Below are 21693 nucleotides of genomic sequence, written 5' to 3'. Positions count from 1 at the left end.
TTCTTCTTTCACAGATCTGGAGAAGTGCTGTTTTCCTCACATGACCGTTCCAAACTTATTGGAATCATGGAGGCCAATGCTGAATTTTTGATTGCCCGGCTAATAAATATACGCCGGTTTGACGGATAGACAACGTTATTTTGCGACATATTCCGGAGCGGATCGGCAATTTCGCGGGCTTTTGCTCTGCCAGCGCCGGTGTCCGTCAGGCCCAGACGGTTTGGCGCATCGCCTCGCCGACGATCATCGCGGCGGAGACGGCGACGTTGATCGAGCGCTGGCCTTCGACCATCGGGATCAGTACGCGCGCATCGGCCCTCTCATGCACCTGATCCGGCACGCCGGCGCTTTCGCGGCCGAAGAGCAGGACATCGTCGGGGCGGAAGGCAAGATCGGTGTAGCGCTCCGCAGCCTTGGTCGAGGCGAGGATCAGGCGGCGGCCAGTGGTCAGACGCCACGCCTCGAAGCGGTCCCAGCTGACATGGCGGGTGAGGGCGGCGGCGGCGATATAGTCCATGCCGGCCCGTTTCAGGTTACGGTCGGAGATGTCGAAGCCGGCGGGCTCGATCAGATCGACCGCAAAGCCAAGGCAGGCGGCAAGACGCAGGATCGTGCCGGTATTGCCGGGAATATCCGGCTGATAGAGTGCCAGTCTGAGTGAAGTCATGATGCGCTATCTTTCCGCTTTCACCGCAAAGGGCCTAATGCAACTGTGATTTCGACGCAACAGGGCGCGTTTGGACCCGAAAAGATGAAATATGTGGCAGAACAGGGCTGGAAAATTCCTCATTTTCGCGTTATCGGTGCATATCTTTAATCGCCAGCAAGGAGCGCCAGAATGAATATTTTGCTGTATGTGCGCCTCCTGGCCGTGATGCCAAGCGGTGCGATTTTCCGCCGATAGTGCGGATTTCTTCCCTGAATTTCCTTTTTGATCCATTGTGCGGCTGTTTCAGCCTCGCCCCTTGAACGTTCGGTTCCCATATGTGCTTGCATAGCGCTGGGATGGCGCGAAGCCGGGAGCCGGAACGCTGACGTTTCGGAGCAATTTCATGTTTGGCTGGTTCGAACAGCGACTCAATCCCTTTCCAAGCGAGGACCCCGTCGTCCCGCCGAAAGGTCTCTTTGCCTTTTGCTGGCATTACAGCAAGCCGGCTGCGCCCTGGCTCGGCCTGATGGCCGTGCTGACCGCGCTGATCGCTATCGGCGAAGTGGCGCTCTTCCAGTTCCTCGGCGACATCGTCGACTGGCTGACCAATGCCGACCGCGCCACATTCCTGGAGAGAGAAGGCCACAAGCTTTTCTGGATGGCGGCGCTGGTGCTGATCGGCCTGCCTTTGGTAGCTGGGCTCGATTCGCTCATCATGCATCAGATGATGCTCGGCAATTATCCGATGATCGCACGCTGGCAGATGCACCGCTTCCTGCTGCGTCACAGCATGTCGTTCTTCGCCAACGAGTTTGCCGGGCGTGTCGCCACCAAGGTGATGCAGACCTCGCTTGCGGTGCGCGAAACGGTGATGAAGATCCTCGACGTCTTCGTCTATGTCGTCACCTACTTTCTGACGATGATCATCGTGATTGCGGCAGCCGACTGGCGGCTGATGATCCCGATCCTCGTCTGGCTCGCGGTCTATATCAGCATCGTCGCCTATTTCGTGCCGCGGCTTCGCAAGATCGCGGCGGCGCAGGCGGATGCGCGTTCGATGATGACGGGGCGCGTGGTCGACAGCTATACGAATATCGCGACGGTCAAGCTGTTTTCGCATGCGGGCCGCGAGGAGGTCTATGCCAAGGAAGGCATGGACGAGTTCCTGCAGACCGTGCACAAGCAGATGCGCAAGGTGACGCTCTTCCACATCTTCGTCTACGTGAACAACTGCGTTGCGCTCTTCGTCATCTCGGGCATGTCGATCTGGTTCTGGCTGAACGGGGCGATCTCAGTCGGCGCCATCGCCATCGCCATCGGTCTTGCCATGCGCGTCAACGGCATGTCGCAATGGATCATGTGGGAAGTCTCGGCGCTGTTCGAGAATATCGGCACGGTCTATGACGGCATGGAGATGATGAGCAAACAGCACGACATCGTCGACAAGCCGGGCGCACCCACCCTGACGGCGAAGAAGGGCGCGATCCACTATGACCGCATCCGCTTCCACTACGGCAAGAGCAAGGGCGTCATCGACAACCTGTCGCTCGACATCAAGGCCGGCGAGAAGGTTGGTCTGGTCGGCCGCTCCGGCGCCGGCAAGACGACGCTGATGAACCTGTTGCTGCGCTTCTACGACCTGGAGGCCGGCCGCATCACCATCGATGGGCAGGACATCGCCGGCGTTTCGCAGGAAAGCCTGCGTTCGCTGATCGGCGTGGTGACGCAGGACACTTCGCTGTTGCATCGCTCGATCCGCGACAACATCGCCTATGGGCGCCCCGAAGCAACGGACGACGAGGTGATCGAGGCCGCCAAACGCGCCAATGCCTGGGAGTTCATCGAAGGCCTGGTCGACATGCAGGGCCGCGCGGGGCTCGACGCGCAGGTCGGCGAACGCGGCGTCAAGCTCTCCGGCGGCCAGCGGCAGCGCGTCGCGATCGCCCGCGTCTTCCTGAAGGACGCGCCGATCCTGGTGCTCGACGAGGCAACCTCGGCACTCGATTCGGAAGTCGAGGCGGCGATCCAGGAAAACCTCTTCGCCCTGATGGAGGGCAAGACGGTGATCGCCATCGCCCACCGGCTGTCGACGCTGACGGAGATGGACCAGCTGATCGTGCTCGACAAGGGCCGGATCATCGAGGCCGGCTCGCACAGTGAGCTGATCGCAGGAGGCGGCATATATGCCGACCTCTGGAACCGTCAGTCCGGCGGCTTCCTCTCCGATCACGCCGACGAAGCGGAAGTGGCGGCGGAATAATAAGAGTAATGAGGCCCTCCCTGCGAAAGCGGAGAGGGCCTCGTGAATTCTTAGGGGGGTTCCAGCTTGCCGACCGTTGCTGAAGATCTGAGCGCGTTTGCGTCCTATCCGATCAAAGGCTGTCGGCCCAATCGATCACGCGGTGAGTTTCGACGACGACCATTGTGTGGGCGGCGGCGATCGTGCGAAGCGCGACGAGGCGGCGGTGCTCCTCCTGATCGATCCAGGTGGTAATGGCCTCGGCGACGATCTCGTCGCGCGGCAACCCCAGGGCGAATGCCAGGGCATCCAGCCTTTCTGCAAGCGGAAGCGGAACATGCACATCGAGCATTTTCGTTTCCATGGATATGGTCTCCGGTAAAGCGCGATCGTAACGTGAGATTGTGACCGGTTCGGGGGCATTCAATGGGTATGCCGCCGATGTTACCGATAATTACCAAAATATAACATTCTGTCCGCTTTTCATTCCCTTTGCCGGCACGGCTAATCCGCCTATATCGCTTCTATGTTGCTGCACCCCATCCTCCGCCGGTTCGAAACCTGGATCGATCCGTTCCGCCCACGCGCCAATCTGCAGCCGCCGCGCTCGACGCTCGGATTCATCTGGTTCTATATCGGCCAGGCGAGGATGCCGTTCATCGCCATGCTCGTTCTCGGCGGCACGTCGGCGGCGATAGAGGCCGCACTCTTCTGGTTCGTCGGGCGGTTGGTCGATATCCTCGGCAGCATCACGCCGGGGGCCGGCTGGAGCGGCCTTCTCGCTGCCCATGGCGGCGAATTGTTCGGGATGCTCGCCCTCATCGGGCTGGTGCGCTTCGTCATCGCCTTCCTGATCGCGCTCGTCGACCAGCAGGTGATCACGCCTGGCTTCTACAATCTCGCACGCTGGCAATCCTATCTCCATGTCTCCAGGCAGTCATTGTCGTTCTTCCAGAGCGATTTTTCCGGGCGCATCGTCACCAAGGTCTGGTCGGCCGGACAGGCCACCGGCGATCTCGTCACCTCGCTGATGGAAAGCGTCTGGTTCGTCGGCATCTATGCCGTAACGACGCTCGTGCTCGTCGCCCGGCTGGACTTTTCCCTTGCCGCCGTCGTGCTGTTCTGGCTTGGCGCCTTCAGCCTGCTTGCCCGCCACTTCGTTCCGCGGATCCGCCAGCATTCCCGCGAGACGGCGGAAGCCGGATCGATGCTGAACGGCCGGATGGTCGACTCCTACAGCAACATGCAGACGCTGAAGCTGTTTGCCCGCGACGAGGAGAGCGACCGCTACATGCGTCAGGGCTTTGATATCTATCAGGATACGGTGTTGCGCTTCACGCGGTTCATCACCGGCGTCCGGGCCTCGATGGCGCTGCTCTCCGGCCTGATGATCGTAACGATGGCGGGGCTGAGCGTCGATCTCTGGCTGCGCGGCCTGGTGAGTTCCGGCGCCGTGGCGTTTTCGCTGGCGCTGGTGCTCAGGCTGAATTTCCTGCTCGGACGGCTGATGACGCAGTTCAACGGCATCATGCGCAATCTCGGTACCATCCAGAACGCCGCCGAGCTGATCTCCCAGCCTCTGGGGCTCGTCGATCGGCCGGATGCGAAGTCCCTGGTGATCCGACAGCCCGGCATCCGCTTCGACGATGTTTCGTTCCGTTACGGCAAGGGTCATCAGCCGGTCGTCGAGAATTTCTCCCTGACCATCCGCCCGGGCGAAAAGGTCGGGATCGTCGGCCGTTCGGGTGCCGGGAAATCGACGCTGATGAACCTGCTGCTGCGCCTCTACGATATTCAGGACGGCCGCATTCTCATCGACGGCCAGGATATTGCAGCGGTGACGCAGGAATCTCTCAGGATGCAGATCGGCGTCGTCAGCCAGGACACCTCGCTGCTGCATCGTTCCGTGCGCGACAATATCCTGTTCGGACGGCCCGATGCCGGCGAGGAGGGGCTGGTGGAGGCGGCAAGGCGCGCCGAAGCCATCGACTTCATCGAACGTCTGCAGGATCAGCAGGGTCGTAGAGGTTTCGATGCGCATGTCGGCGAACGCGGCGTCAAACTGTCAGGCGGGCAGCGGCAGCGTATCGCTATTGCCCGGGTCATGCTGAAGGACGCGCCGATCCTCGTTCTCGACGAAGCGACGTCGGCGCTCGATTCGGAAGTGGAAGAGGCGATCCAGTCCAATCTCCATCGGATCATGGAAGGCAAGACAGTGCTTGCGATCGCCCATCGGCTGTCGACGATCGCCGCGCTCGACCGGCTGATCGTCATCGATCTCGGGCGGATCATCGAGGAAGGCAGCCATGACCAACTGCTTCGCCACGGCGGGCTCTATGCCGAACTTTGGGCGCGCCAGTCCGGCGGCTTCCTTGCTACAGACGAGGATGCGGGCTCAAGGGTCGATGACGAATTCCGCCATGAGGCCAAAATGATTTGACCCGAAGCCATTCTCGATGCGGCGAACCGATTTCAGCCGCAGCGGCGCCCGGGTAAAGATATGATCGATCGGAATGCCGAAGGCGCCGGCGCGGATCGGCCATGTCGCGGGTTCCAGCGATACCGTGCCCAGGGCTTGAGTGCGCATGAGATACTGCACGTCGGGCGCGAGAATCGACGTATTGAAATCACCGGCGAGAACGAGTGGTCCCGAAAGGGTAGGGATGATCTCCGCGAGATCCCAGATTTCGAGGCCGTGGAATTCGTCGTAATAAGGTTTGGTCAGGTGCGCGGCGAGGAAATTGACCTTCTGGCCATCGAAATCGATCGTCGAGATCGTCAGCCGGTTGCGCCAGAGCAGGCCGAGATTGCGGATGCGGGGTTCGATCAGCGGACGTTTCGACAGCACCAGCGTGTCGCATTGCTCCATGCCGACGCCGCAGCCGACGTAATAGGGATAGGTCTTCAGCAACCGTGGCAGTTCCGACAGCAGCGGTTCAGCCTCCAGGATGTTGACGACGTCCGCACCCGAGCCAATGACCATGTCGGCGATGTCAGGGCCGTTTGCAAAATTATCGTTCTCGATATTGAAGGACATCAGCCTGAACAGGGCCGGGCGGCTCTCCTCGACGGATGGTTCGACGAATTCGCGCATCATCACGACACCGTGGACGGCAAGGACCACCGATATTGCGAGGGTCAGCAGGCCATACCAGTGCCGCTTGACGAGAAGGGCAGCGACCGAGGCCACAGTGCCGGCCACCGCCAGATGGACCTGGAAGCTGTAAAAGAAAGATAGCAGATAGAAATCGGTGACGTATCGCAGGGAGATAATGGCGAGAACGAGGGTCGTGAGAACGCTGAATACGCAAAAAATCGTGTCTCTCATCCGCTCCGGTCCGGCTCACTGGCATGGCTTGGACTGCGCCTATCACGAGGGCGTTTTTGTTGCAATGCAACATAATGGCAAGCGCGTGTTTGCCTTAAAAAATTCATCCGAAATTTCCCGCGACATTGTGCCCTCATCCCCTTGCCAAGGCTGGACATAATTTGCGATCAAGCATAGAACGCGCCGGATTGCCGGGGAATCTATGGCCGAATTGTGTCCAGAGAGATTCGCCGGTAGAGGGGGCAGGGCGGAATTCCGCGAAAATTGCGCAGAGGATGTTAGCCGTGAGCGAACACGAAACGACAAGCGAGGGCATGGGCGAACCCACTCGCCGTGATTTCCTTTATCTCACCACTGGTATGGCAGGCGCCGTCGGCGCCGTCGCGGTCGCTTGGCCGTTCATTGATCAGATGCGTCCTGACGCTTCGACGCTTGCTCTCGCCTCCATCGAAGTCGACGTTGCCAGCCTCGAGCCCGGCATGTCCCTGACGGTTAAATGGCGCGGCAAGCCGATCTTCATCCGCAACCGCACGCCTGAGGAAGTGGAAGCGGCAAATGCCGTCCAGCTTGCTGATCTGAAGGACCCGGTCGCGCGCAATGCAAACCTTCCTGTCGACGCTCAGGCAACGGGTGTTGACCGTTCGGGCGGCAAGGGCAAGGAAAACTGGATCGTCATGATCGGCACCTGCACGCATCTCGGTTGCGTGCCGCTCGGCCAGGCCGGCGAATACAATGGTTGGTTCTGTCCCTGTCATGGCTCGGTCTACGACACGGCCGGCCGCATCCGCAAAGGCCCGGCGCCGCAGAACCTGGCGATTCCGACCTTTTCATTTTTGTCCGATACCAAGATCAAGATCGGTTGAGGGGAGACTGATTAATGAGTGGCCATTCCAGCTACGAGCCATCAACCGGCCTCGAGAAATGGGTCGATGCGCGCCTTCCGCTGCCGCGCATGGTCTATGACAGCTTCGTCGCCTATCCGGTTCCGCGTAACCTGAACTACGCCTACACCTTCGGCGCCATGCTCGCCGTTATGCTGGTGGTGCAGATCCTGACGGGTGTTACGCTCGCCATGCACTATGCGGCCGAATCGTCGGTTGCCTTCAACTCCGTCGAAAAGATCATGCGTGACGTGAACCACGGTTGGCTGCTGCGCTATATGCATGCCAACGGCGCATCCTTCTTCTTCGTCGCGGTCTACCTGCACATCGCCCGAGGCCTCTATTACGGCTCCTACAAGGCGCCCCGCGAAATCCTCTGGATCCTCGGCGTGGTCATCTACCTCCTGATGATGGCGACCGGCTTCATGGGCTATGTTCTGCCCTGGGGCCAGATGTCCTTCTGGGGCGCCACCGTCATCACCGGCTTCTTCTCCGCCTTTCCGCTGGTCGGCGAATGGGTGCAGCAGTTCCTACTCGGCGGCTTTGCGGTCGAAAACCCGACGCTGAACCGCTTCTTCTCGCTGCACTACCTGCTGCCCTTCATGATCGCCGGCGTCGTCATCCTGCACATTTGGGCGCTGCACGTCGTCGGCCAGACGAACCCGACGGGCGTCGAGGTCAAGACGAAGACGGACACGGTGCGCTTCACGCCTTATGCGACGATGAAGGATGCGCTCGGCGTCTCAATCTTCCTGATGGTCTATGCCTATTTCGTCTTCTACCTGCCGAACTTCCTAGGCCATGCCGACAACTACATCCCGGCCGACCCGCTGAAGACGCCGGCCCACATCGTTCCGGAATGGTACTTCCTGCCGTTCTACGCGATGCTGCGCTCGATCACCTTCAACGTCGGCCCGATCGACTCCAAGCTCGGCGGCGTGCTCGTGATGTTCGGCGCGATCATCGTGCTGTTCTTCCTGCCCTGGCTCGATACCTCAAAGGTCCGTTCCGCCGTCTACCGCCCCTGGTACAAGCTGTTCTACTGGCTGTTCGTGATCAACGCGATCATCCTCGGCTGGCTCGGTTCGCAGCCGGCGGAAGGCTTGTTCACCACGATCTCGCAGATCTGCACGCTCCTCTACTTCGCTTTCTTCCTGGTCGCGATGCCGGTTCTCGGCTTGGTGGAAACACCGCGTCGCATCCCGAACTCGATCACCGAAGCGGTGCTCGAAAAGCGCAACAAGACCGTAGCGGTCAAGGCATAAGCGAGCGACGGAAGGGAATAGAAATATGAAAACGCTTGTTACAAGCATTCTCTCGCTCGCATTTGCCGCCGGTCTCGGCAGTGCGGTGCTGGCCCAGGAGGCGACGCCCGCCAACGGTGCGGCTCCGGCCCATCACGCGGAAAGTGAGACGCCGCACTATCCGCTGAAGGAGCCGAAGGAGGAGGAATGGACTTTTGCCGGTCCGTTCGGCCACTACGACAAGGGTCAGCTTCAGCGCGGCCTCAAGGTTTACACCGAAGTCTGTTCCGCCTGCCATTCGATGAACCTCGTGCCCTTCCGCATGCTCGATGAGCTCGGTTATTCCGAGGCGCAGGTGAAGGCTTTCGCCGCGAACTACGAGGTCCAGGACGGCCCGAACGCCACCGGCGAGATGTTTACCCGCAAGGCGGTCCCCTCCGACCACTTCCCGGCGCCTTTCGCCAATGCGGAGGCCGCTGCTGCCTCCAACAACGGTGCGGCTCCGCCTGACTTTTCGCTGATTGCAAAGGCTCGCGAGGTCGAGCGCGGCTTCCCGCAATTCGTCTTCGACATCTTCACGCAGTATCAGGAAGGTGGCCCGGATTACATCCACGCGCTGCTGACCGGCTATGAAGAGCCGCCGGCCGGCTTCCAGGTGGCGCAGGGTTCACATTACAATCCTTATTTTCACGCTGCCGCCGTCCTTGCCATGCCGAAGCCGCTCTCCGACGGTCAGGTGACCTATGACGATGGCGCGCCGGCGACGGTCGACCAGTATTCGAGGGACGTCTCCGCCTTCCTGATGTGGGCCGCTGAGCCGCATCTCGAGGAGCGCAAGCGCACGGGCTTCATGGTCATGATCTTCCTGGCGATCTTCACGGTGCTGATCTACCTGACGAAGCGCTCGATCTACGCCAATAAGGAACACTGAGCGGTTCCCCGCCAGATTTCGAAAGGCGGCCTGCGGGCCGCCTTTTTTGTTGGTTCCGCCCCTGGCAATTGATAAAGTCCGGCCAGTTTCATGCCTTCGCAGATATGGATTTTCCATGAACAATACGACTTCGGAGCTTGCAGCCAGCATCCGCTCCATTCCCGACTACCCCAAACCCGGCATCATTTTCCGCGACATCACCACACTGCTCGGCAACCCACGCGCTTTCCGCCGGGCGGTCGATGAGCTCGTGCAGCCCTATGCAGGCACGAAGATCGACAAGATCGCCGGCATGGAGGCGCGCGGCTTCATCCTCGGCGGCGCGGTGGCGCACCAGCTCTCCTCAGGCTTCGTGCCGATCCGCAAGAAGGGCAAGCTGCCGCACGAGACCGTGCGCATCGCCTACAGCCTGGAATATGGCGTCGACGAGATGGAGATGCATCGCGATGCTGTCCAGCCCGGCGAGAAGGTGATCCTGGTCGACGACCTGATCGCCACCGGCGGCACGGCGGTCGGCGCGACGAAGCTGCTGCGCCAGATCGGCGCGGAAGTGGTCGGCGCTTGCTTCGTCATCGATCTGCCGGACCTCGGCGGACGCAAGAAGCTGGAAGAGCTCGGCGTCGTCGTGCACACGCTGGTCGAATTTTCCGGCCACTGAGCCCTCGTCCTCGTGCCTGCAGCGTCAGTCGAATTCGAGCACGCCGCTTTCGAAGCGGATAACGGTATCGCCGTTTTGATTTACGCCCTCGCAGAGGATGGTGTTGAGGTGCCATCCCGGCCGCGACGCGAGCGCCCGGCTGGAGAGGAAGGCGACGGAATAGGTCACGACGTCGCCTGCGAAAACCGGCCGCAGCCATTGCAGTTTCTGGAAACCGGGTGAGGGGCCGAGGTTCGGTGACGTCTGGCCCTTTTGCGCGAGTGCGGCGCTTTGCCTTTCCCAAAAGGCGAGGAAGGTCCGCATCCAGGCGGCGGCGGTGTGCCAGCCCGAGGCGCAGAGATCGCCGAAGAGGGTGTCTTTGGCGGCTTCTTTGTCGACGTGGAAACGCTGCGGATCGTAGCGCGTCGCGAAACGGATGATGTTTTCCTCGGTAAAAGTGTACTTGCCGATCTCGGCCTTCTCGCCAACCGCGTAAAGCTCGGACATCCTCATGCTGATGTCTCCGGGCTTATGCCGATATCCGCGGGCCGGGCACGCATGCCGAACATGACTGAATTCTCCGAGACGCAGACGAGTTCGCCGCGCTGGTTTTCTACCTCGTGGCGAAACTTGACGATGCCGATGCCAGGGCGCGAGCGCATCGGCCGGGCTTCAAGCACGGTCGAATGGCCAGATAGCGTGTCGCCGGCAAGCACCGGCTTTCGCCATTCCATCAGATCGACGCCCGGCGCACCTTCGCAGAGCGAATGCAGCACATAACTGTCGGCCATCATGCGCATGAACATAGAAGAGGTATGCCATCCGGAAGCGGCAAGGCCGCCGAGAATGCTGGCGCGGCCGGCAGCCTCATCGATATGCATCGGTTGCGGGTCGAATTCGCTTGCGAACTCAATGATTTCCTCGGCGGTCACCAGCTTCGGGCCAAGCGCGAAGCGGCGGTCGGGCTGGAAATCCTCGAAGGAAAGCTTTTCTGCCGACATTCGTTCCTCCCGCCATATGCAGCGCACAATGCTTACAATAGCATCCGCGCGGGCTCAATGATTCCGGGGAGATAAACCGGCATGACTGAACTAAGGTCGATACTCGACGAGGCCGTGCGCCAGGAGCTGATTTCGCCGGAGGCGGGCGGGCGGCTTTTGCCGTTCCTGATGGAGCGCGGGGTCGCCGTCGTCGGGGGCGGCGTCGCTGAGGCACAGCCGGCAATGGCGGCGGAGGGGCAGGCCTGGTCGGATACAGAGACGCCAAGCTTCGTGCGCGGCTTCCACGACGTGCTGATCACCATCGGCGTCGTGGTGGCGCTCGGCGGCCTCTGGGGGCTTGCCGCACTTTATGCCGTGCTGCCTGCGATCATCGTGCTTTCGGAAATCCTGGTGCGCCGCCAGCGGCTTGCCCTGCCGGCCGTCAGCCTGACGATCGCGCTGTTCTGTTGGACATTCCTGCTGATGTCCTTCTTCTTCAAACCGGGAATATCAGCCTTCAATGATATCGGGGCGGAGGCGACGCAGTTCGTCGCCGGCTTCCCGATCGTTCTCGGCCTCTATTATGCCCGGTACCGCGTGCCGCTGTCGCTGGCGCTCTGCATCACCTCGGCCCTTGCACTGGTGTTCACCTTGCTATTGCGCCTCATGCAATGGGCGAGCGGCGATCCGCAATTCTTCTCCAACCATCCCCTCCTGTTCGCGGTGGTCTTCCTCGTTTGCGCGCTCGGGCTGTTTGCAACGGCGCTCTATTTCGACCTCGGCGACCGGTTGCGCCGGACGATACGCTCCGATATCGCCTTCTGGCTTCATCTGGGTGCGGCACCGGCACTGCTCTTCAGCGTAAGGCTGCTGATGTCGTTCGACGGCAATTTGCTGGATGTTGCCCAGGCCGTGTCGATCAAGACGCCCATCATTGTCATCAGCGTGGCGGTGTTGATGCTGATCGGCCTTGTCATCGACCGGCGCGCCTTCGTCACGTCAGGCCTGCTGTCGCTCGGTTTTGCGATCTACGGCATTTTCCGCCAAGGGAGCGCGACTGTTGATACCTATATCTTCACGACGCTGATCGTCGTTGGAGCGATCGTGCTCATCATCGGAACAGGCTGGATGCCGCTGCGCCGTATCGTGCTGCGGGCGCTGCCGCTGGTAATCTCGCAGAGATTGCCGCCTGCCGTCGCGGGGGCGGTATCGTAGACCTTATGATTTCGCCCAAACCGCCGTGCAGTTTGGGCGAGATGCATTGGTCGAGACAGCAGCGGTCTACGATCAGGTGTTGAAGCGGAAATGGATGACGTCGCCGTCTTGGACGACGTATTCCTTGCCTTCGTCGCGCGCCTTGCCGGCATCCTTGGCGCCGACTTCGCCATTGTATTTGATGTAGTCGTCATAGGCGATGGTGTTTGCGCGGATGAAGCCACGCTCGAAATCCGAATGGATGACGCCGGCGGCCTGTGGCGCCTTGGTGCCGCGCTCGATCGTCCAGGCGCGCGTTTCCTTCGGGCCGACAGTGAAATAGGTGATGAGGTGGAGCAGCTTGTAGCCGGCACGGATCAGCCGGTCGAGGCCGGCCTCGTCAAGGTCGAGGGCGGAGAGGAATTCCTTGGCTTCCTCTTCGGGAAGCTGGGCAACCTCCGATTCGATCGCCGCCGAGATGACGACGGTTTCGGCACCCTGTTCCTTCGCCATGACGGCAACAGCCTCGGTGAATTCGTTGCCGGTCGAGGCATCGGCTTCGGCGACGTTGCAGACGTAGAGCACCGGATGCGAGGTCAGAAGATTGAGGCTCTTGAGGATGACGATTTCTTCCGCATCGAGCGTCGACAGCAGCGTACGAACCGGCTTGCCTTCGTTGAGCAGCTTCAGCGAGGCATCCATGATCGGCAGCATCGCCACCGATTCCTTGTCTTTGCCGGTGGCGCGCTTGCGCGTCTGCTCGGTGCGGCGCTCCAGGCTTTCGAGGTCGGCAAGCATCAGCTCGGTCTCGATCGTCTCGGCATCGGCGACCGGGTTGATGCGGCCCTCGACATGCGTGATGTCGCTGTCTTCGAAGCAGCGTAGCACATGGACGATGGCGTCGACTTCGCGGATATTGGCGAGGAACTGGTTGCCGAGGCCTTCACCCTTCGAGGCGCCGCGCACCAGGCCGGCAATGTCGACGAAGGAGATGCGGGTCGGGATCAGTTCCTTGGACTTGGCGATGTCGGCAAGCTTGCGCATGCGCGGATCGGGAACGGCGACTTCGCCGGTGTTCGGCTCGATGGTGCAGAAGGGATAATTCGCCGCCTGTGCCGCCGCCGTCTTGGTGAGCGCGTTGAAGAGTGTCGATTTGCCGACATTCGGCAGCCCGACGATACCGCATTTGAAGCCCATGGCTAAAACCTGCTGTTCTTGAATTCCTTGCTGGTGCCTATGGGATAAAGGAGCAATATGGTCAAGTCTTAGAGAGCTTTTAGCGTCGCTCACTTGCCGATGGATCGGTGCTGGCCTATTCTTGAAAGCGATGGAGATTTTGACGTATTGCTGATTTCATCAGAATCCCGGTCGCTGCTCGTATAGACGCAGTTGACCTTTTCAGTATCGAAGCCGGCGACCAGCCCCTGCCTGTTTGAGGCCGGGAGCCGCGCCAGCCGACCGTCGAAAATTCGTCATCGACAATGATTAGCTGGTTTTGAAGATTACTAACCCCATGTCATCAACGGGTGGGTTTTTCCGATGAGTGACAATGACATCGCCCTGAAACCGAAGGCCAAAGTGAAGCTCAAGCTGGACAAGCCGAAGCTCTACAAGGTCATTCTCGTCAATGACGATTATACGCCGCGCGAATTGGTGATCATGATCCTGAAGGCCGTCTTCCGCATGAGCGAGGAGACCGGCTACCGGGTGATGATGACGGCGCACAAGCTCGGTTCATGCGTGGTCGTGGTCTGCGCCAAGGACATCGCGGAGACCAAGGCCAAGGAGGGCATCGACCTTGCCAAGGGCATGGGCTATCCGCTGATGTTCACCACGGAGCCGGAGGAATAGGCATTTCGGGTTCAGGGCCGGCGGATCTGATAGCCGGTCTTGTCCTGAACGAAGCCGCAATTCTCGTAGAAGCGCAGCGTCGCCGGGCTCTTCGAGCCGGTGAGCAGCATCACCTTGTAGCAGCCGGCCTTCCAAGCCTGCGTCACTGCATGGCCGATGACGGCGCCGGCATAACCGCGCTGGCGGTGATCGGCGTGGGTGACGACGTTTTCAATCAGCGCATAGGAGGCGCCGTTGCGCGTCATGTTCGGCACGACGATCAGGGTGGCGGTTGCAACGGCGAGGTCGCCGGCAAAGCCGATGAAAACGGTCATGCCGGGCTGGGCGAGGATGGTGGAGAAGCGCTCCTCAGCCAGGGCCCTGTCGAGAACCGGATCGGTCTGGTTCAAGTGCTGGTAGAGGATGGTCAGTCCGGGAAGGTCGCCGGCGGCGGCGGGACGGATGGCGAAATCCTGGTGCGGCACCGGTCTCATTCCCCCTTTTTGCCGAACATCTTCTTCAACATGTCGGCCATCGGACCGGAGGCCGGCAGCTTCGGCTGATTGTGGTTGCGGGCCTGATGGATATGCGACTGGCCGCCTGGCTTCTTCTCGGCATCCTTCTTTTCCTTCGCCGGTTTGTCCTCCTCGGCCTTGCCGCCGAGCGCCAGCGCGATCTTGTTCATCAGCTGCGAATCCTCGTTTCGCACCAGCATGTCGGCATTGTCGGCGAGCGTGTCGAGAAGCGGCTCCAGCCAGGCCTTGTCGGCCTTGGCGAAATCGCCGAGCACATGGTTCTGCACCATTTCCTTGATGCCGGGATGGCCGATGCCGAGGCGCAGCCGCCGGTATTCCCTGCCGCAATGCGTATCGAGTGACTTGATGCCATTGTGGCCGTTATGGCCGCCGCCGGTCTTCAGCCGCGCCTTGCCCTGGGGAAGGTCGAGCTCGTCGTAGATGGCGACGAGATCGGCGGGCTGGAGCTTATAGAAGCGCATCGCCTCGCCGACGGACTCACCGGAGAGGTTCATGAAGGTTTGCGGCTTGATCAGCAGCACCTTCTCGTCGGCGACCTCGCCCTCGGCGATCTCGGCCCGGAACTTCTTCGACCAGGGCGAGAAGCCGTGGCGCCGATGGATGGCGTCGACGGCCATGAAGCCGATATTGTGGCGGTTGCCGGCGTATTTGCCGCCGGGATTGCCGAGACCCGCGATGATCAGCATGGCCTGTCTTTCCTCGCTAAAGCATGTCGTGCAAAAGTGTGCAGCGGTTTTGCGACAACGACATGCGTAAAAACAAAGACCTAAGGCGCGATAAGCGAATCTGAAAGATCCCGACGCGCTTTAGAACTTACCGCCGTTCACCACCGCGAAATGAAAGCAAAGTCAAGCGGAAAGGGCAGTTGTCGCCAGGGTCATTCCGACAGGTTCATGCCGTATTTCAGGAAGATCTGCTTCTGGTCGCCATCGGCGATCAGCTTGTCGAGGGCAGCCTGCATCCTGGTGAGCAGATCGTCTGGAAAGTTCTTCTCGCAGGCGATGCCCATCGGCTGGGAGGAGAGCACGGTCACTATCTCCACCGGCTGGTCGACCCGCAGCTTCTCGAAATAGAGTTCGGAGATCGGCATCATGTCGATGCGCCCGCCAAGCAGTTTGCGCAGCGTCGCGTTGAAGTCGCTGGCGACATCGAGCTTGGTGAAGCCTTTCTCTTTCAGGATCGTCTCGGTGTAATCCTCGCGCTGCGTGCCGACCGTATATTTCTTCGCCTTGTCCAGATTGTCGGCGGTGACGCCCGAGCCCTTGCGGGTGATCAGGATGTTGCGGTCGATGAGCAGCGGCTCGACCCATTTGAACAACGGGTCGCGTGCGCCATTGTGGGCGGTCGCGAAGACACAGGTCATCGGCGCCGTGCGGGCAAGGCTAAAAGCGCGCGCCCAGGGCATGATCTCGATCGTGTAATCGACGCCGATCGCGGCCATCACCTTTTCGACTTGCTCGACGGTCGCGCCTTTGATCTCCTTGCCTTCGCGATAGTTGAAAGGGGCATAGTCCTCGGTCGTGAACGTCACCGTTTGCGCATGGGCGGTGCAGGGCAGCGCCAGGCATGCGAGAAGCAGGAGCTTTTTCATCCGTATTATCTCCTTGGTTCTTCGTTTACGAGGCGCGTGCGACGGCCGACTGCAAGGCCATCAGTTGCTCGATCAGCGTGGCTGCGTGCTGTGGATGATGGAAGAGATAGCCCTGACCATAGTCAAGCCCCATCTGGTGGAGCGTGCGGCATTCCTCTTCGGTCTCGATGCCCTCGGCAATGACGGTGCAGTTCATCTTGTGGGAAAGCGTGGTGATGCCTTCGATCAGCATGCGGCTCTTCTGGCGCACGTCGTCGTCGCCGTCGTTGATCGCGCGGGTGAAGGACTGGTCGATCTTGATGATGTCGACGGGGAAGCGGTTGAGGTAGCTCAGCGACGAATAGCCGGTGCCGAAATCGTCAAGCGCGATGCGGCAACCGAAGCGACGAAGCTCCGTGACGATCATGCGGATCTGCGGGTTGTCGTGCATCAGCACGGCTTCGGTGATCTCGACGACGATGCGCTCGGGGCGGATGCCGTGGCGACCGACGATGGCGGCAAGACGGGCCGGCAGCGCCGGCTCGAACTGCAACGGCGAGAAGTTGATGGCGAGATAGGTATCCTGCATGCCTGATATGCGGGAAATCTCCGCGAGGTTGGCGATCGCCTTTTCCATGATGACGTTGCCGACGCGGACGATCTTTGCCGTTTCCTCGGCGACGCTGATGATCTCGGCCGGCGGCATCAAGCCCTTCTGCGGATGGTTGAGGCGCATCAGCGCCTCGAAACCGGCAATGCCTCGGCCGTTCAGGGTAACGATCGGCTGCAGAAAGGCTTCGAACCAGTTGTCGACGAGGCCGGCTTCGATATTGGCCTCGATTTCGGCGCGGCTGCGGGCACGGTCGAGCATGGCATTGTCGAAGAGCTGCGCGCCGTTCTTGCCGTCGCGTTTCTTGGCATACATCGCCATGTCGGATTTCTGGAGCAGTTCGGCCGCGGTTGCGGCATGATGCGGATAGATGGCGATGCCGACGGAAGCGCTCAGATGCATGTCGGGGGCGAACGGCGTTTCGAAGATCGAGGCAATCTGCTCGCACATCACCTTGGCGCGTTTTTCGGCGTCCTTCGCCGGCAGCAGGATGGCAAATTCGTCGCCGCCGAGACGGGCGGCCTCGTCGGAGGGGGCAAGATGGGTCTTCAGGCGCTCGACGAGCTCGATCAGCGCCATGTCGCCGGCGGCGTGGCCCATATTGTCGTTGATCCACTTGAAGCGGTCGAGATCGACGAAGAGGCAGGCGAGTTCGTGGCCGGCAGCGTCGGCGGCGGCGATCTTGTTGTCGAGTACGGCTTCGAAGCCCTGGCGATTGAGAAGACCGGTCAGGTGATCGGTGATTGCCTGGCGGTGGTTGCGGTCCTCGGAGGCCTTGAGTTCGGTCACATCGGCCATGACCGATAGCGAGAGGCGGTCTTGAGCGCCAGCGCCCGCCTCCGATTCCATAATAAGGACGTCCATGGTGCGGCCATCCAGGCAGATGAACTTGACGGTGACGGTCATGCCGCTTTCGCCCTGGCGGCGCTTGACGAATTTGTCGCGGGTCGGGGGAGTGACGAGATCGGCGAAGTTGCGGCCGATGATGGCGGCGCGGTTGTAACCCGTGGCAAGCAGCCAATAATCGCTGACGGCGGTGATGCGGTCTTCCTCGTCGAGCGAGAAGAGCATGGCGGGCGTCAGATTGTAGATGTCGGTGGCGCGGCGGTGGGCAAGCTTCAGCTCCTTTTCCTCGCTTTCGAGCTTGGTCTGCATCTCGTTGAAGCTATGGGCAAGCCGCCCCATCTCGTCGTTCGACTGCCAGTCGACATGGTGGCGGGAGCCCAGCTGGCGGGTGGCCTCGATCGCCGCCGTCAGCCGCATCAACGGCTGGATGACGAAGAAGCGGTTGCCGATCAGCGCCGTGCCGAAAACGGTCAGCACCGCGAAGATGAAGATCGAGATGAAGACAACCTCTTCCTGCTTCAGGCCGGAAAACAGGCCGAGCGCAGGATAATAGACGCTGATGCTGCCGAGGTTCTTCGGACCGTCGACGGTGTTGTAGATGATGGCGCGCGACACCTGCACGAGCTTGCCGTCGAAGGAGCGCGGAATGGTGGACTGGCTGACGTCGAGTTGGCCTGACTGGTCACGCACTTCGACCTTGACGATGGCGCCCTGGGAAACGACCGTCGCGCTGATCTGGGTGACGCTCTCCTCATCGAGATCCCACAGCGGTTTGGCCAGCGCCTGGGCATTGGCGACAAGAAGAACGGAGATATGGTCGCGTATTTCCTTGTCGGCCCGTTCCGAGGAAAGAAATAGGAAGAGAACAAAGAGGGGAGCGACAAAGACGAGCAGCGCTCCGCAAACTATCGCAAAAAATCTGTTCTCAACGGAATTGTTCATGGTTCCGTCTACTCCCCCAGGCCGGCCATATTTGCTGTCGCGCGTTGAGGCGGGCTTCTTCGCAGCTGACGAAACATGCTTTCACGAATTTGTTAAATGTTGCTGAAACGGGGCGTTTCCGGACAATGAAAAGCCCGCTTTCCAGGGGAAAGCGGGCCATATGCTTTACAAATTGGTCGACGCGATCAGGCTTCGGCTCCACCTTCCGCAGCACTCTCGTCAATGCCGCCAGCCGGGGCAATGATGGTCGCGATCGTGAAGTCGCGGTCGATCACAGGAGTGACACCCTTCGGCAGGGTGACTTCCGCGATATGGATGCTGTCACCGATCTTCTTGCCGCTGAGGTCGATGTTGAAGAACTCAGGGATTGCATCGGCCGGGCAATGAACTTCGACTTCATGGCGAACGATGTTCAGAACACCGCCGACCTTGAGGCCCGGGGACTTCTCTTCGTTGATGAAGTGCACGGGGATTTCGACGGTCACCTGGGTGTTGCCGGAGACGCGCAGGAAATCGACATGCATGGTGAAGTCACGGACCGGATCGAGCTGGTAGTCCTTCGGCAGAACCTTGTGCTTCTTGCCGTCGACGTCGATCGTCGCCACGGTGGTCATGAAACCACCGGCGTGAATGCGCTTCGTCACCTCATTGGTGTTGAGAGCGATGGCAATGGGGGCCTGCTTGTCACCATAGATGACAGCGGGAATCAAACCGTTGCGGCGAAGTTCACGGGCGGACCCCTTACCAACCCGTTCGCGCGCCTCGGCCTTGAGCTCGTAAGTTTCCTGGCTCATGGCTATTCCTTTCGAGGTTATTTGGAGAGTTCGGCGGCGGGCAAAAGCCTTGTTCCGACGAACCGGAGGCGGTATGACCCGACCTCATCCGCGTTGCCTCCAAGGGTGTCTACACGGACCGGTGGCCTATATTATAAGTCGATCGGAAACGCAAGTTGCGGATTTGGGTTGTTTTTCGCCCATATACACGCTTTCGCCAAGGTTTAACCATCGAAAACGAAATCGGCGGCGATTAATAGATCCTGCGTTTGCCGGCCAATATAAGCAGGGCCGTCTCAATTTGCCGGTTGCCTCTCATGTTGCGTGTCCTTTCCTGCATCACCGTCGAACACAGCCTTCCGCATCTGATCTTCGCCACCGTTATTTGTGTGCTCGGATCGATGCTGTCGATGCGCCTCTTCACCCGGGTGCGCCGATCGCAGGGGTTGCAGAAAACCAACTGGTTGTTTCTCTCTGGTTTTGTTGGCGGCTCGACCATCTGGACGACGCATTTCATCGCCATGCTCGGTTACCAGACGCCGGTGGCGAACGGCTATGAGCCGACGTTGACGCTGCTGTCGCTGTTTGCCGCCGTCGCGACGACGATGACCGGCTTTACCATCGCGTCAATCGCGCAGAAGAGCCCGCTTATCGAGGCAGGCGGCGTTATCGTCGGCCTCGGCATCGCGGTAATGCACTATGTCGGGATCGCCGGTTACGAGATCGAGGGTCGTCTCGAATGGCAGACCTCTTATGTCGTCGCCTCGCTGGTCTTCGCCGGCTTGTTCGGCGCAGTCGCCACCAATCGCGTCTGTCGGCCGATCACGCGTTTCTGCCGCCACGGGGCTGCCCTTTCGCTGATCCTTGCGATCGTGCTCACGCATTTCACCGGCATGGCGGGGCTGACGATCCTGCCGGATGCCACTGTTGCGGCACCCACCGAGATCATCTCGGACGGCATCATGACCGGTCTCGTCAGCGCCGTCATGATCATCATCCTGGTGCTGGGCGCCTCCACCTATATTATCGACATGCAGTCGACGCAGGCAGCCGTCGAGCGTTATCGCCATCTGTCGCTGCATGACCCGCTGACCAATCTTGCCAATCGCGCCGCCTTCAACGAGCATCTGTCGGCGCTGGTCAACAAGCCGAAGGACATGACGGCCAATATTGCCGTGCTCTCCTTCGACCTCGACCGTTTCAAGGAAATCAACGACGTTCACGGCCACGCCGCCGGCGATGCCGTGCTGCGCGCCGTCGCCGAACGGCTGTCCAAGATCATGCTGAACGGCCAGTTCGTGGCGCGGGTCGGCGGCGACGAGTTCGTCGCCGTCATGTGCGATTATTTCGTCCGTTCGGACGCCAAGGGACTGGCACAACGCATGCTCGACGAGATCGCCCGGCCGATCGAATGGAACGGCCATGCGCTGACCGTCGGCTCCAGTATCGGTATCTCCACCTATCCCGGACAGGCGGACACTTTGGACGACCTGCTGTCACAGGCCGATATCGCCATGTATCGGGCAAAATCGACAGCGACCAACAGCATATGCTTCTACGAGCCCTCGATGGATCAGGCAGCGCGCGAACGCAACGCGTTGGCGAGCGAGATGCGGGAGGGATTGGCGCGCGGCGAATTCGAGCTGTTCTACCAGCAGCAGAATGACACGGTGACGCGCGACATCGTTGGCCTGGAAGTGCTCCTGCGCTGGAGACATCCTGTGCGCGGCTACATCTCACCCGTCGAATTCATTCCGATCGCGGAGAAGACCGGCTTTATCATTGAGCTTGGTGAATGGGTGCTGCGGGCCGCTTGCGCGGAAGCGGCGACATGGAAGAACCCGTTACGCATCGCCGTCAACGTCGCGCCGCAGCAGCTCGGCGACAACCGCCTACCGCAGATCGTGCATCAGATCCTGCTTGAGACCGGCCTGCCGGCGGCGCGACTCGAGATCGAGATCACCGAATCCGGCATCATCGCCGATCATCAACATGCGCTTCAGGCCATCCGCCGGCTGAAGGCGCTCGGCGTCAAGGTGGCGATGGACGATTACGGCACCGGTTATTCGTCACTGTCGACACTGCAGAGCTTCCCGTTCGACAAGATCAAGATCGACCGCGCCTTCGTCGACGGCGTCGTCACCAACAAGCAGTCTGCGGCAATCGTGCGTTCGACGCTTATTCTTGCAGCAAGCCTCGACATACCGGTGCTTGCTGAAGGCGTCGAAAACGAAGACCATATCGACTTCCTGCGACGGGAAGGCTGCCTGCAGGTGCAGGGCTTCCTCTTCGGTAAGCCGGGACCGCGCTCGGGCATCGAGGCGATCGTCAACGGCGAGGTGCCGGCCGCACAGCAGGAAACGGTTCTTGCGCCGGCCGTGAAAAAATCCGCGGCCGCGTGAGCGGCAAATTGCCATTCTCTGCCGCAGCTGAGGTTGACATCGGCGCGCTTCGCATCTTTGGATGGCCCGCATTCAAAAAAGCGGCTGAGGAGAAATCTGAC

20 protein-coding genes are annotated in these 21693 nt (G+C 60.5%); 9 read left to right on the top strand and 11 right to left on the bottom strand.

The window, feature by feature from the left end:
* Positions 1-205: 205 nt before the first annotated feature.
* Positions 206-667: a tRNA (cytidine(34)-2'-O)-methyltransferase gene (locus AC245Y_RS15860; RefSeq protein WP_017994826.1), complete on the bottom strand. Its 462-nt coding sequence runs from the start codon at positions 665-667 to the stop codon at positions 206-208.
* Between the two features lie 385 nt (positions 668-1052).
* Between AC245Y_RS15860 and AC245Y_RS15855 the strand changes: the two genes are divergently transcribed.
* A complete protein-coding gene (locus AC245Y_RS15855; RefSeq protein ID WP_012758461.1) occupies positions 1053-2909 on the top strand; it encodes an ABC transporter ATP-binding protein in 1857 nt (618 codons plus the stop codon).
* Positions 2910-3021: 112 nt separating this feature from the next.
* Here AC245Y_RS15855 and AC245Y_RS15850 read toward each other — a convergent pair whose 3' ends face one another.
* Positions 3022-3252, bottom strand: a complete 231-nt coding sequence (locus AC245Y_RS15850) for a CopG family ribbon-helix-helix protein (RefSeq protein WP_012758460.1) — start codon at positions 3250-3252, stop codon at positions 3022-3024.
* A gap of 162 nt (positions 3253-3414) precedes the next feature.
* On the opposite strand from AC245Y_RS15850, the gene AC245Y_RS15845 reads away from it, so the two are divergent.
* Positions 3415-5328, top strand: a complete 1914-nt coding sequence (locus AC245Y_RS15845; RefSeq protein WP_012758459.1) for an ABC transporter ATP-binding protein — start codon at positions 3415-3417, stop codon at positions 5326-5328.
* On the opposite strand, the gene AC245Y_RS15840 is transcribed toward AC245Y_RS15845, so the two are convergent.
* Entirely contained in the window at positions 5284-6216 is a 933-nt protein-coding gene (locus tag AC245Y_RS15840) for an endonuclease/exonuclease/phosphatase family protein (RefSeq protein WP_017994823.1), read from the bottom strand. The genes AC245Y_RS15845 and AC245Y_RS15840 overlap by 45 nt on opposite strands.
* A 284-nt stretch (positions 6217-6500) precedes the next feature.
* On the opposite strand from AC245Y_RS15840, the gene petA reads away from it, so the two are divergent.
* The 4 genes from petA (at position 6501) to AC245Y_RS15820 (ending at position 9930) form a co-directional block, all read left to right on the top strand.
* Complete coding sequence (petA, locus tag AC245Y_RS15835; protein ID WP_012758457.1) at positions 6501-7079, top strand: ubiquinol-cytochrome c reductase iron-sulfur subunit; 579 nt, start codon at positions 6501-6503, stop codon at positions 7077-7079.
* Positions 7080-7093: 14 nt separating this feature from the next.
* A complete protein-coding gene (locus AC245Y_RS15830; protein WP_012758456.1) occupies positions 7094-8362 on the top strand; it encodes a cytochrome b in 1269 nt (422 codons plus the stop codon).
* Between the two features lie 25 nt (positions 8363-8387).
* Positions 8388-9272 (top strand): cytochrome c1, encoded by an 885-nt coding sequence (locus tag AC245Y_RS15825; RefSeq protein WP_012758455.1) that lies wholly within the window; start codon positions 8388-8390, stop codon positions 9270-9272.
* 115 nt (positions 9273-9387) lie between these two features.
* The gene (locus AC245Y_RS15820) at positions 9388-9930 is read left to right on the top strand and encodes an adenine phosphoribosyltransferase (protein WP_003561340.1); all 543 of its coding nucleotides are present in this window, start codon (positions 9388-9390) and stop codon (positions 9928-9930) included.
* Positions 9931-9954: 24 nt separating this feature from the next.
* Here AC245Y_RS15820 and AC245Y_RS15815 read toward each other — a convergent pair whose 3' ends face one another.
* A complete protein-coding gene (locus AC245Y_RS15815) occupies positions 9955-10422 on the bottom strand; it encodes a MaoC family dehydratase (protein ID WP_012758454.1) in 468 nt (155 codons plus the stop codon).
* A complete protein-coding gene (locus AC245Y_RS15810; protein ID WP_017994821.1) occupies positions 10419-10910 on the bottom strand; it encodes a MaoC family dehydratase in 492 nt (163 codons plus the stop codon). Before AC245Y_RS15810 ends, AC245Y_RS15815 begins: the two co-directional genes overlap by 4 nt.
* An 81-nt stretch (positions 10911-10991) precedes the next feature.
* Between AC245Y_RS15810 and AC245Y_RS15805 the strand changes: the two genes are divergently transcribed.
* Positions 10992-12104, top strand: a complete 1113-nt coding sequence (locus tag AC245Y_RS15805) for a hypothetical protein (RefSeq protein WP_017994820.1) — start codon at positions 10992-10994, stop codon at positions 12102-12104.
* A gap of 72 nt (positions 12105-12176) precedes the next feature.
* Here the strand turns inward: AC245Y_RS15805 and ychF are convergent, their stop codons facing one another.
* Positions 12177-13280, bottom strand: a complete 1104-nt coding sequence (gene ychF, locus AC245Y_RS15800) for a redox-regulated ATPase YchF (RefSeq protein ID WP_017994819.1) — start codon at positions 13278-13280, stop codon at positions 12177-12179.
* A 342-nt stretch (positions 13281-13622) separates the two neighbouring features.
* Here ychF and clpS point away from each other — a divergent pair, with 342 nt between their 5' ends.
* A complete protein-coding gene (clpS, locus tag AC245Y_RS15795) occupies positions 13623-13934 on the top strand; it encodes an ATP-dependent Clp protease adapter ClpS (RefSeq protein WP_017994818.1) in 312 nt (103 codons plus the stop codon).
* 11 nt (positions 13935-13945) lie between these two features.
* On the opposite strand, the gene AC245Y_RS15790 is transcribed toward clpS, so the two are convergent.
* The 5 genes from AC245Y_RS15790 to AC245Y_RS15770 form a co-directional block, all read right to left on the bottom strand.
* A complete protein-coding gene (locus tag AC245Y_RS15790) occupies positions 13946-14407 on the bottom strand; it encodes a GNAT family N-acetyltransferase (RefSeq protein WP_017994817.1) in 462 nt (153 codons plus the stop codon).
* Entirely contained in the window at positions 14404-15135 is a 732-nt protein-coding gene (gene pth, locus AC245Y_RS15785) for an aminoacyl-tRNA hydrolase (RefSeq protein ID WP_017994816.1), read from the bottom strand. Before pth ends, AC245Y_RS15790 begins: the two co-directional genes overlap by 4 nt.
* Positions 15136-15326: 191 nt before the next feature.
* Positions 15327-16040: a substrate-binding periplasmic protein gene (locus AC245Y_RS15780; RefSeq protein ID WP_012758447.1), complete on the bottom strand. Its 714-nt coding sequence runs from the start codon at positions 16038-16040 to the stop codon at positions 15327-15329.
* A 25-nt stretch (positions 16041-16065) separates the two neighbouring features.
* Positions 16066-18417, bottom strand: coding sequence for an EAL domain-containing protein (locus AC245Y_RS15775; RefSeq protein ID WP_017994815.1), 2352 nt, complete (start codon positions 18415-18417; stop codon positions 16066-16068).
* 185 nt (positions 18418-18602) lie between these two features.
* The gene (locus tag AC245Y_RS15770; protein WP_012758445.1) at positions 18603-19211 is read right to left on the bottom strand and encodes a 50S ribosomal protein L25/general stress protein Ctc; all 609 of its coding nucleotides are present in this window, start codon (positions 19209-19211) and stop codon (positions 18603-18605) included.
* 296 nt (positions 19212-19507) lie between these two features.
* On the opposite strand from AC245Y_RS15770, the gene AC245Y_RS15765 reads away from it, so the two are divergent.
* Positions 19508-21592 (top strand): putative bifunctional diguanylate cyclase/phosphodiesterase, encoded by a 2085-nt coding sequence (locus AC245Y_RS15765; RefSeq protein ID WP_012758444.1) that lies wholly within the window; start codon positions 19508-19510, stop codon positions 21590-21592.
* Positions 21593-21693 lie beyond the last annotated feature (101 nt).

Source organism: Rhizobium sp. SRDI943 (assembly GCF_057653695.1).
Note: the sequence above shows the minus strand (reverse complement) of the source record. Positions and strands in the feature narration are given on the sequence as shown.

What these genes read in the sequence shown, in the direction of transcription:
- AC245Y_RS15860 (WP_017994826.1), bottom strand. Translation starts at nt 667, where the DNA reads ATGACTTCACTCAGACTGGCACTCTATCAGCCGGATATTCCCGGCAAT.
- AC245Y_RS15855 (WP_012758461.1), top strand. Translation starts at nt 1,053, where the DNA reads ATGTTTGGCTGGTTCGAACAGCGACTCAATCCCTTTCCAAGCGAGGAC.
- AC245Y_RS15850 (WP_012758460.1), bottom strand. Translation starts at nt 3,252, where the DNA reads ATGGAAACGAAAATGCTCGATGTGCATGTTCCGCTTCCGCTTGCAGAA.
- AC245Y_RS15845 (WP_012758459.1), top strand. Translation starts at nt 3,415, where the DNA reads ATGTTGCTGCACCCCATCCTCCGCCGGTTCGAAACCTGGATCGATCCG.
- AC245Y_RS15840 (WP_017994823.1), bottom strand. Translation starts at nt 6,216, where the DNA reads ATGAGAGACACGATTTTTTGCGTATTCAGCGTTCTCACGACCCTCGTT.
- AC245Y_RS15830 (WP_012758456.1), top strand. Translation starts at nt 7,094, where the DNA reads ATGAGTGGCCATTCCAGCTACGAGCCATCAACCGGCCTCGAGAAATGG.
- AC245Y_RS15825 (WP_012758455.1), top strand. Translation starts at nt 8,388, where the DNA reads ATGAAAACGCTTGTTACAAGCATTCTCTCGCTCGCATTTGCCGCCGGT.
- AC245Y_RS15820 (WP_003561340.1), top strand. Translation starts at nt 9,388, where the DNA reads ATGAACAATACGACTTCGGAGCTTGCAGCCAGCATCCGCTCCATTCCC.
- AC245Y_RS15815 (WP_012758454.1), bottom strand. Translation starts at nt 10,422, where the DNA reads ATGAGGATGTCCGAGCTTTACGCGGTTGGCGAGAAGGCCGAGATCGGC.
- AC245Y_RS15810 (WP_017994821.1), bottom strand. Translation starts at nt 10,910, where the DNA reads ATGTCGGCAGAAAAGCTTTCCTTCGAGGATTTCCAGCCCGACCGCCGC.
- AC245Y_RS15805 (WP_017994820.1), top strand. Translation starts at nt 10,992, where the DNA reads ATGACTGAACTAAGGTCGATACTCGACGAGGCCGTGCGCCAGGAGCTG.
- ychF (WP_017994819.1), bottom strand. Translation starts at nt 13,280, where the DNA reads ATGGGCTTCAAATGCGGTATCGTCGGGCTGCCGAATGTCGGCAAATCG.
- clpS (WP_017994818.1), top strand. Translation starts at nt 13,623, where the DNA reads ATGAGTGACAATGACATCGCCCTGAAACCGAAGGCCAAAGTGAAGCTC.
- AC245Y_RS15790 (WP_017994817.1), bottom strand. Translation starts at nt 14,407, where the DNA reads ATGAGACCGGTGCCGCACCAGGATTTCGCCATCCGTCCCGCCGCCGCC.
- pth (WP_017994816.1), bottom strand. Translation starts at nt 15,135, where the DNA reads ATGCTGATCATCGCGGGTCTCGGCAATCCCGGCGGCAAATACGCCGGC.
- AC245Y_RS15780 (WP_012758447.1), bottom strand. Translation starts at nt 16,040, where the DNA reads ATGAAAAAGCTCCTGCTTCTCGCATGCCTGGCGCTGCCCTGCACCGCC.
- AC245Y_RS15775 (WP_017994815.1), bottom strand. Translation starts at nt 18,417, where the DNA reads ATGAACAATTCCGTTGAGAACAGATTTTTTGCGATAGTTTGCGGAGCG.
- AC245Y_RS15770 (WP_012758445.1), bottom strand. Translation starts at nt 19,211, where the DNA reads ATGAGCCAGGAAACTTACGAGCTCAAGGCCGAGGCGCGCGAACGGGTT.
- AC245Y_RS15765 (WP_012758444.1), top strand. Translation starts at nt 19,508, where the DNA reads ATGTTGCGTGTCCTTTCCTGCATCACCGTCGAACACAGCCTTCCGCAT.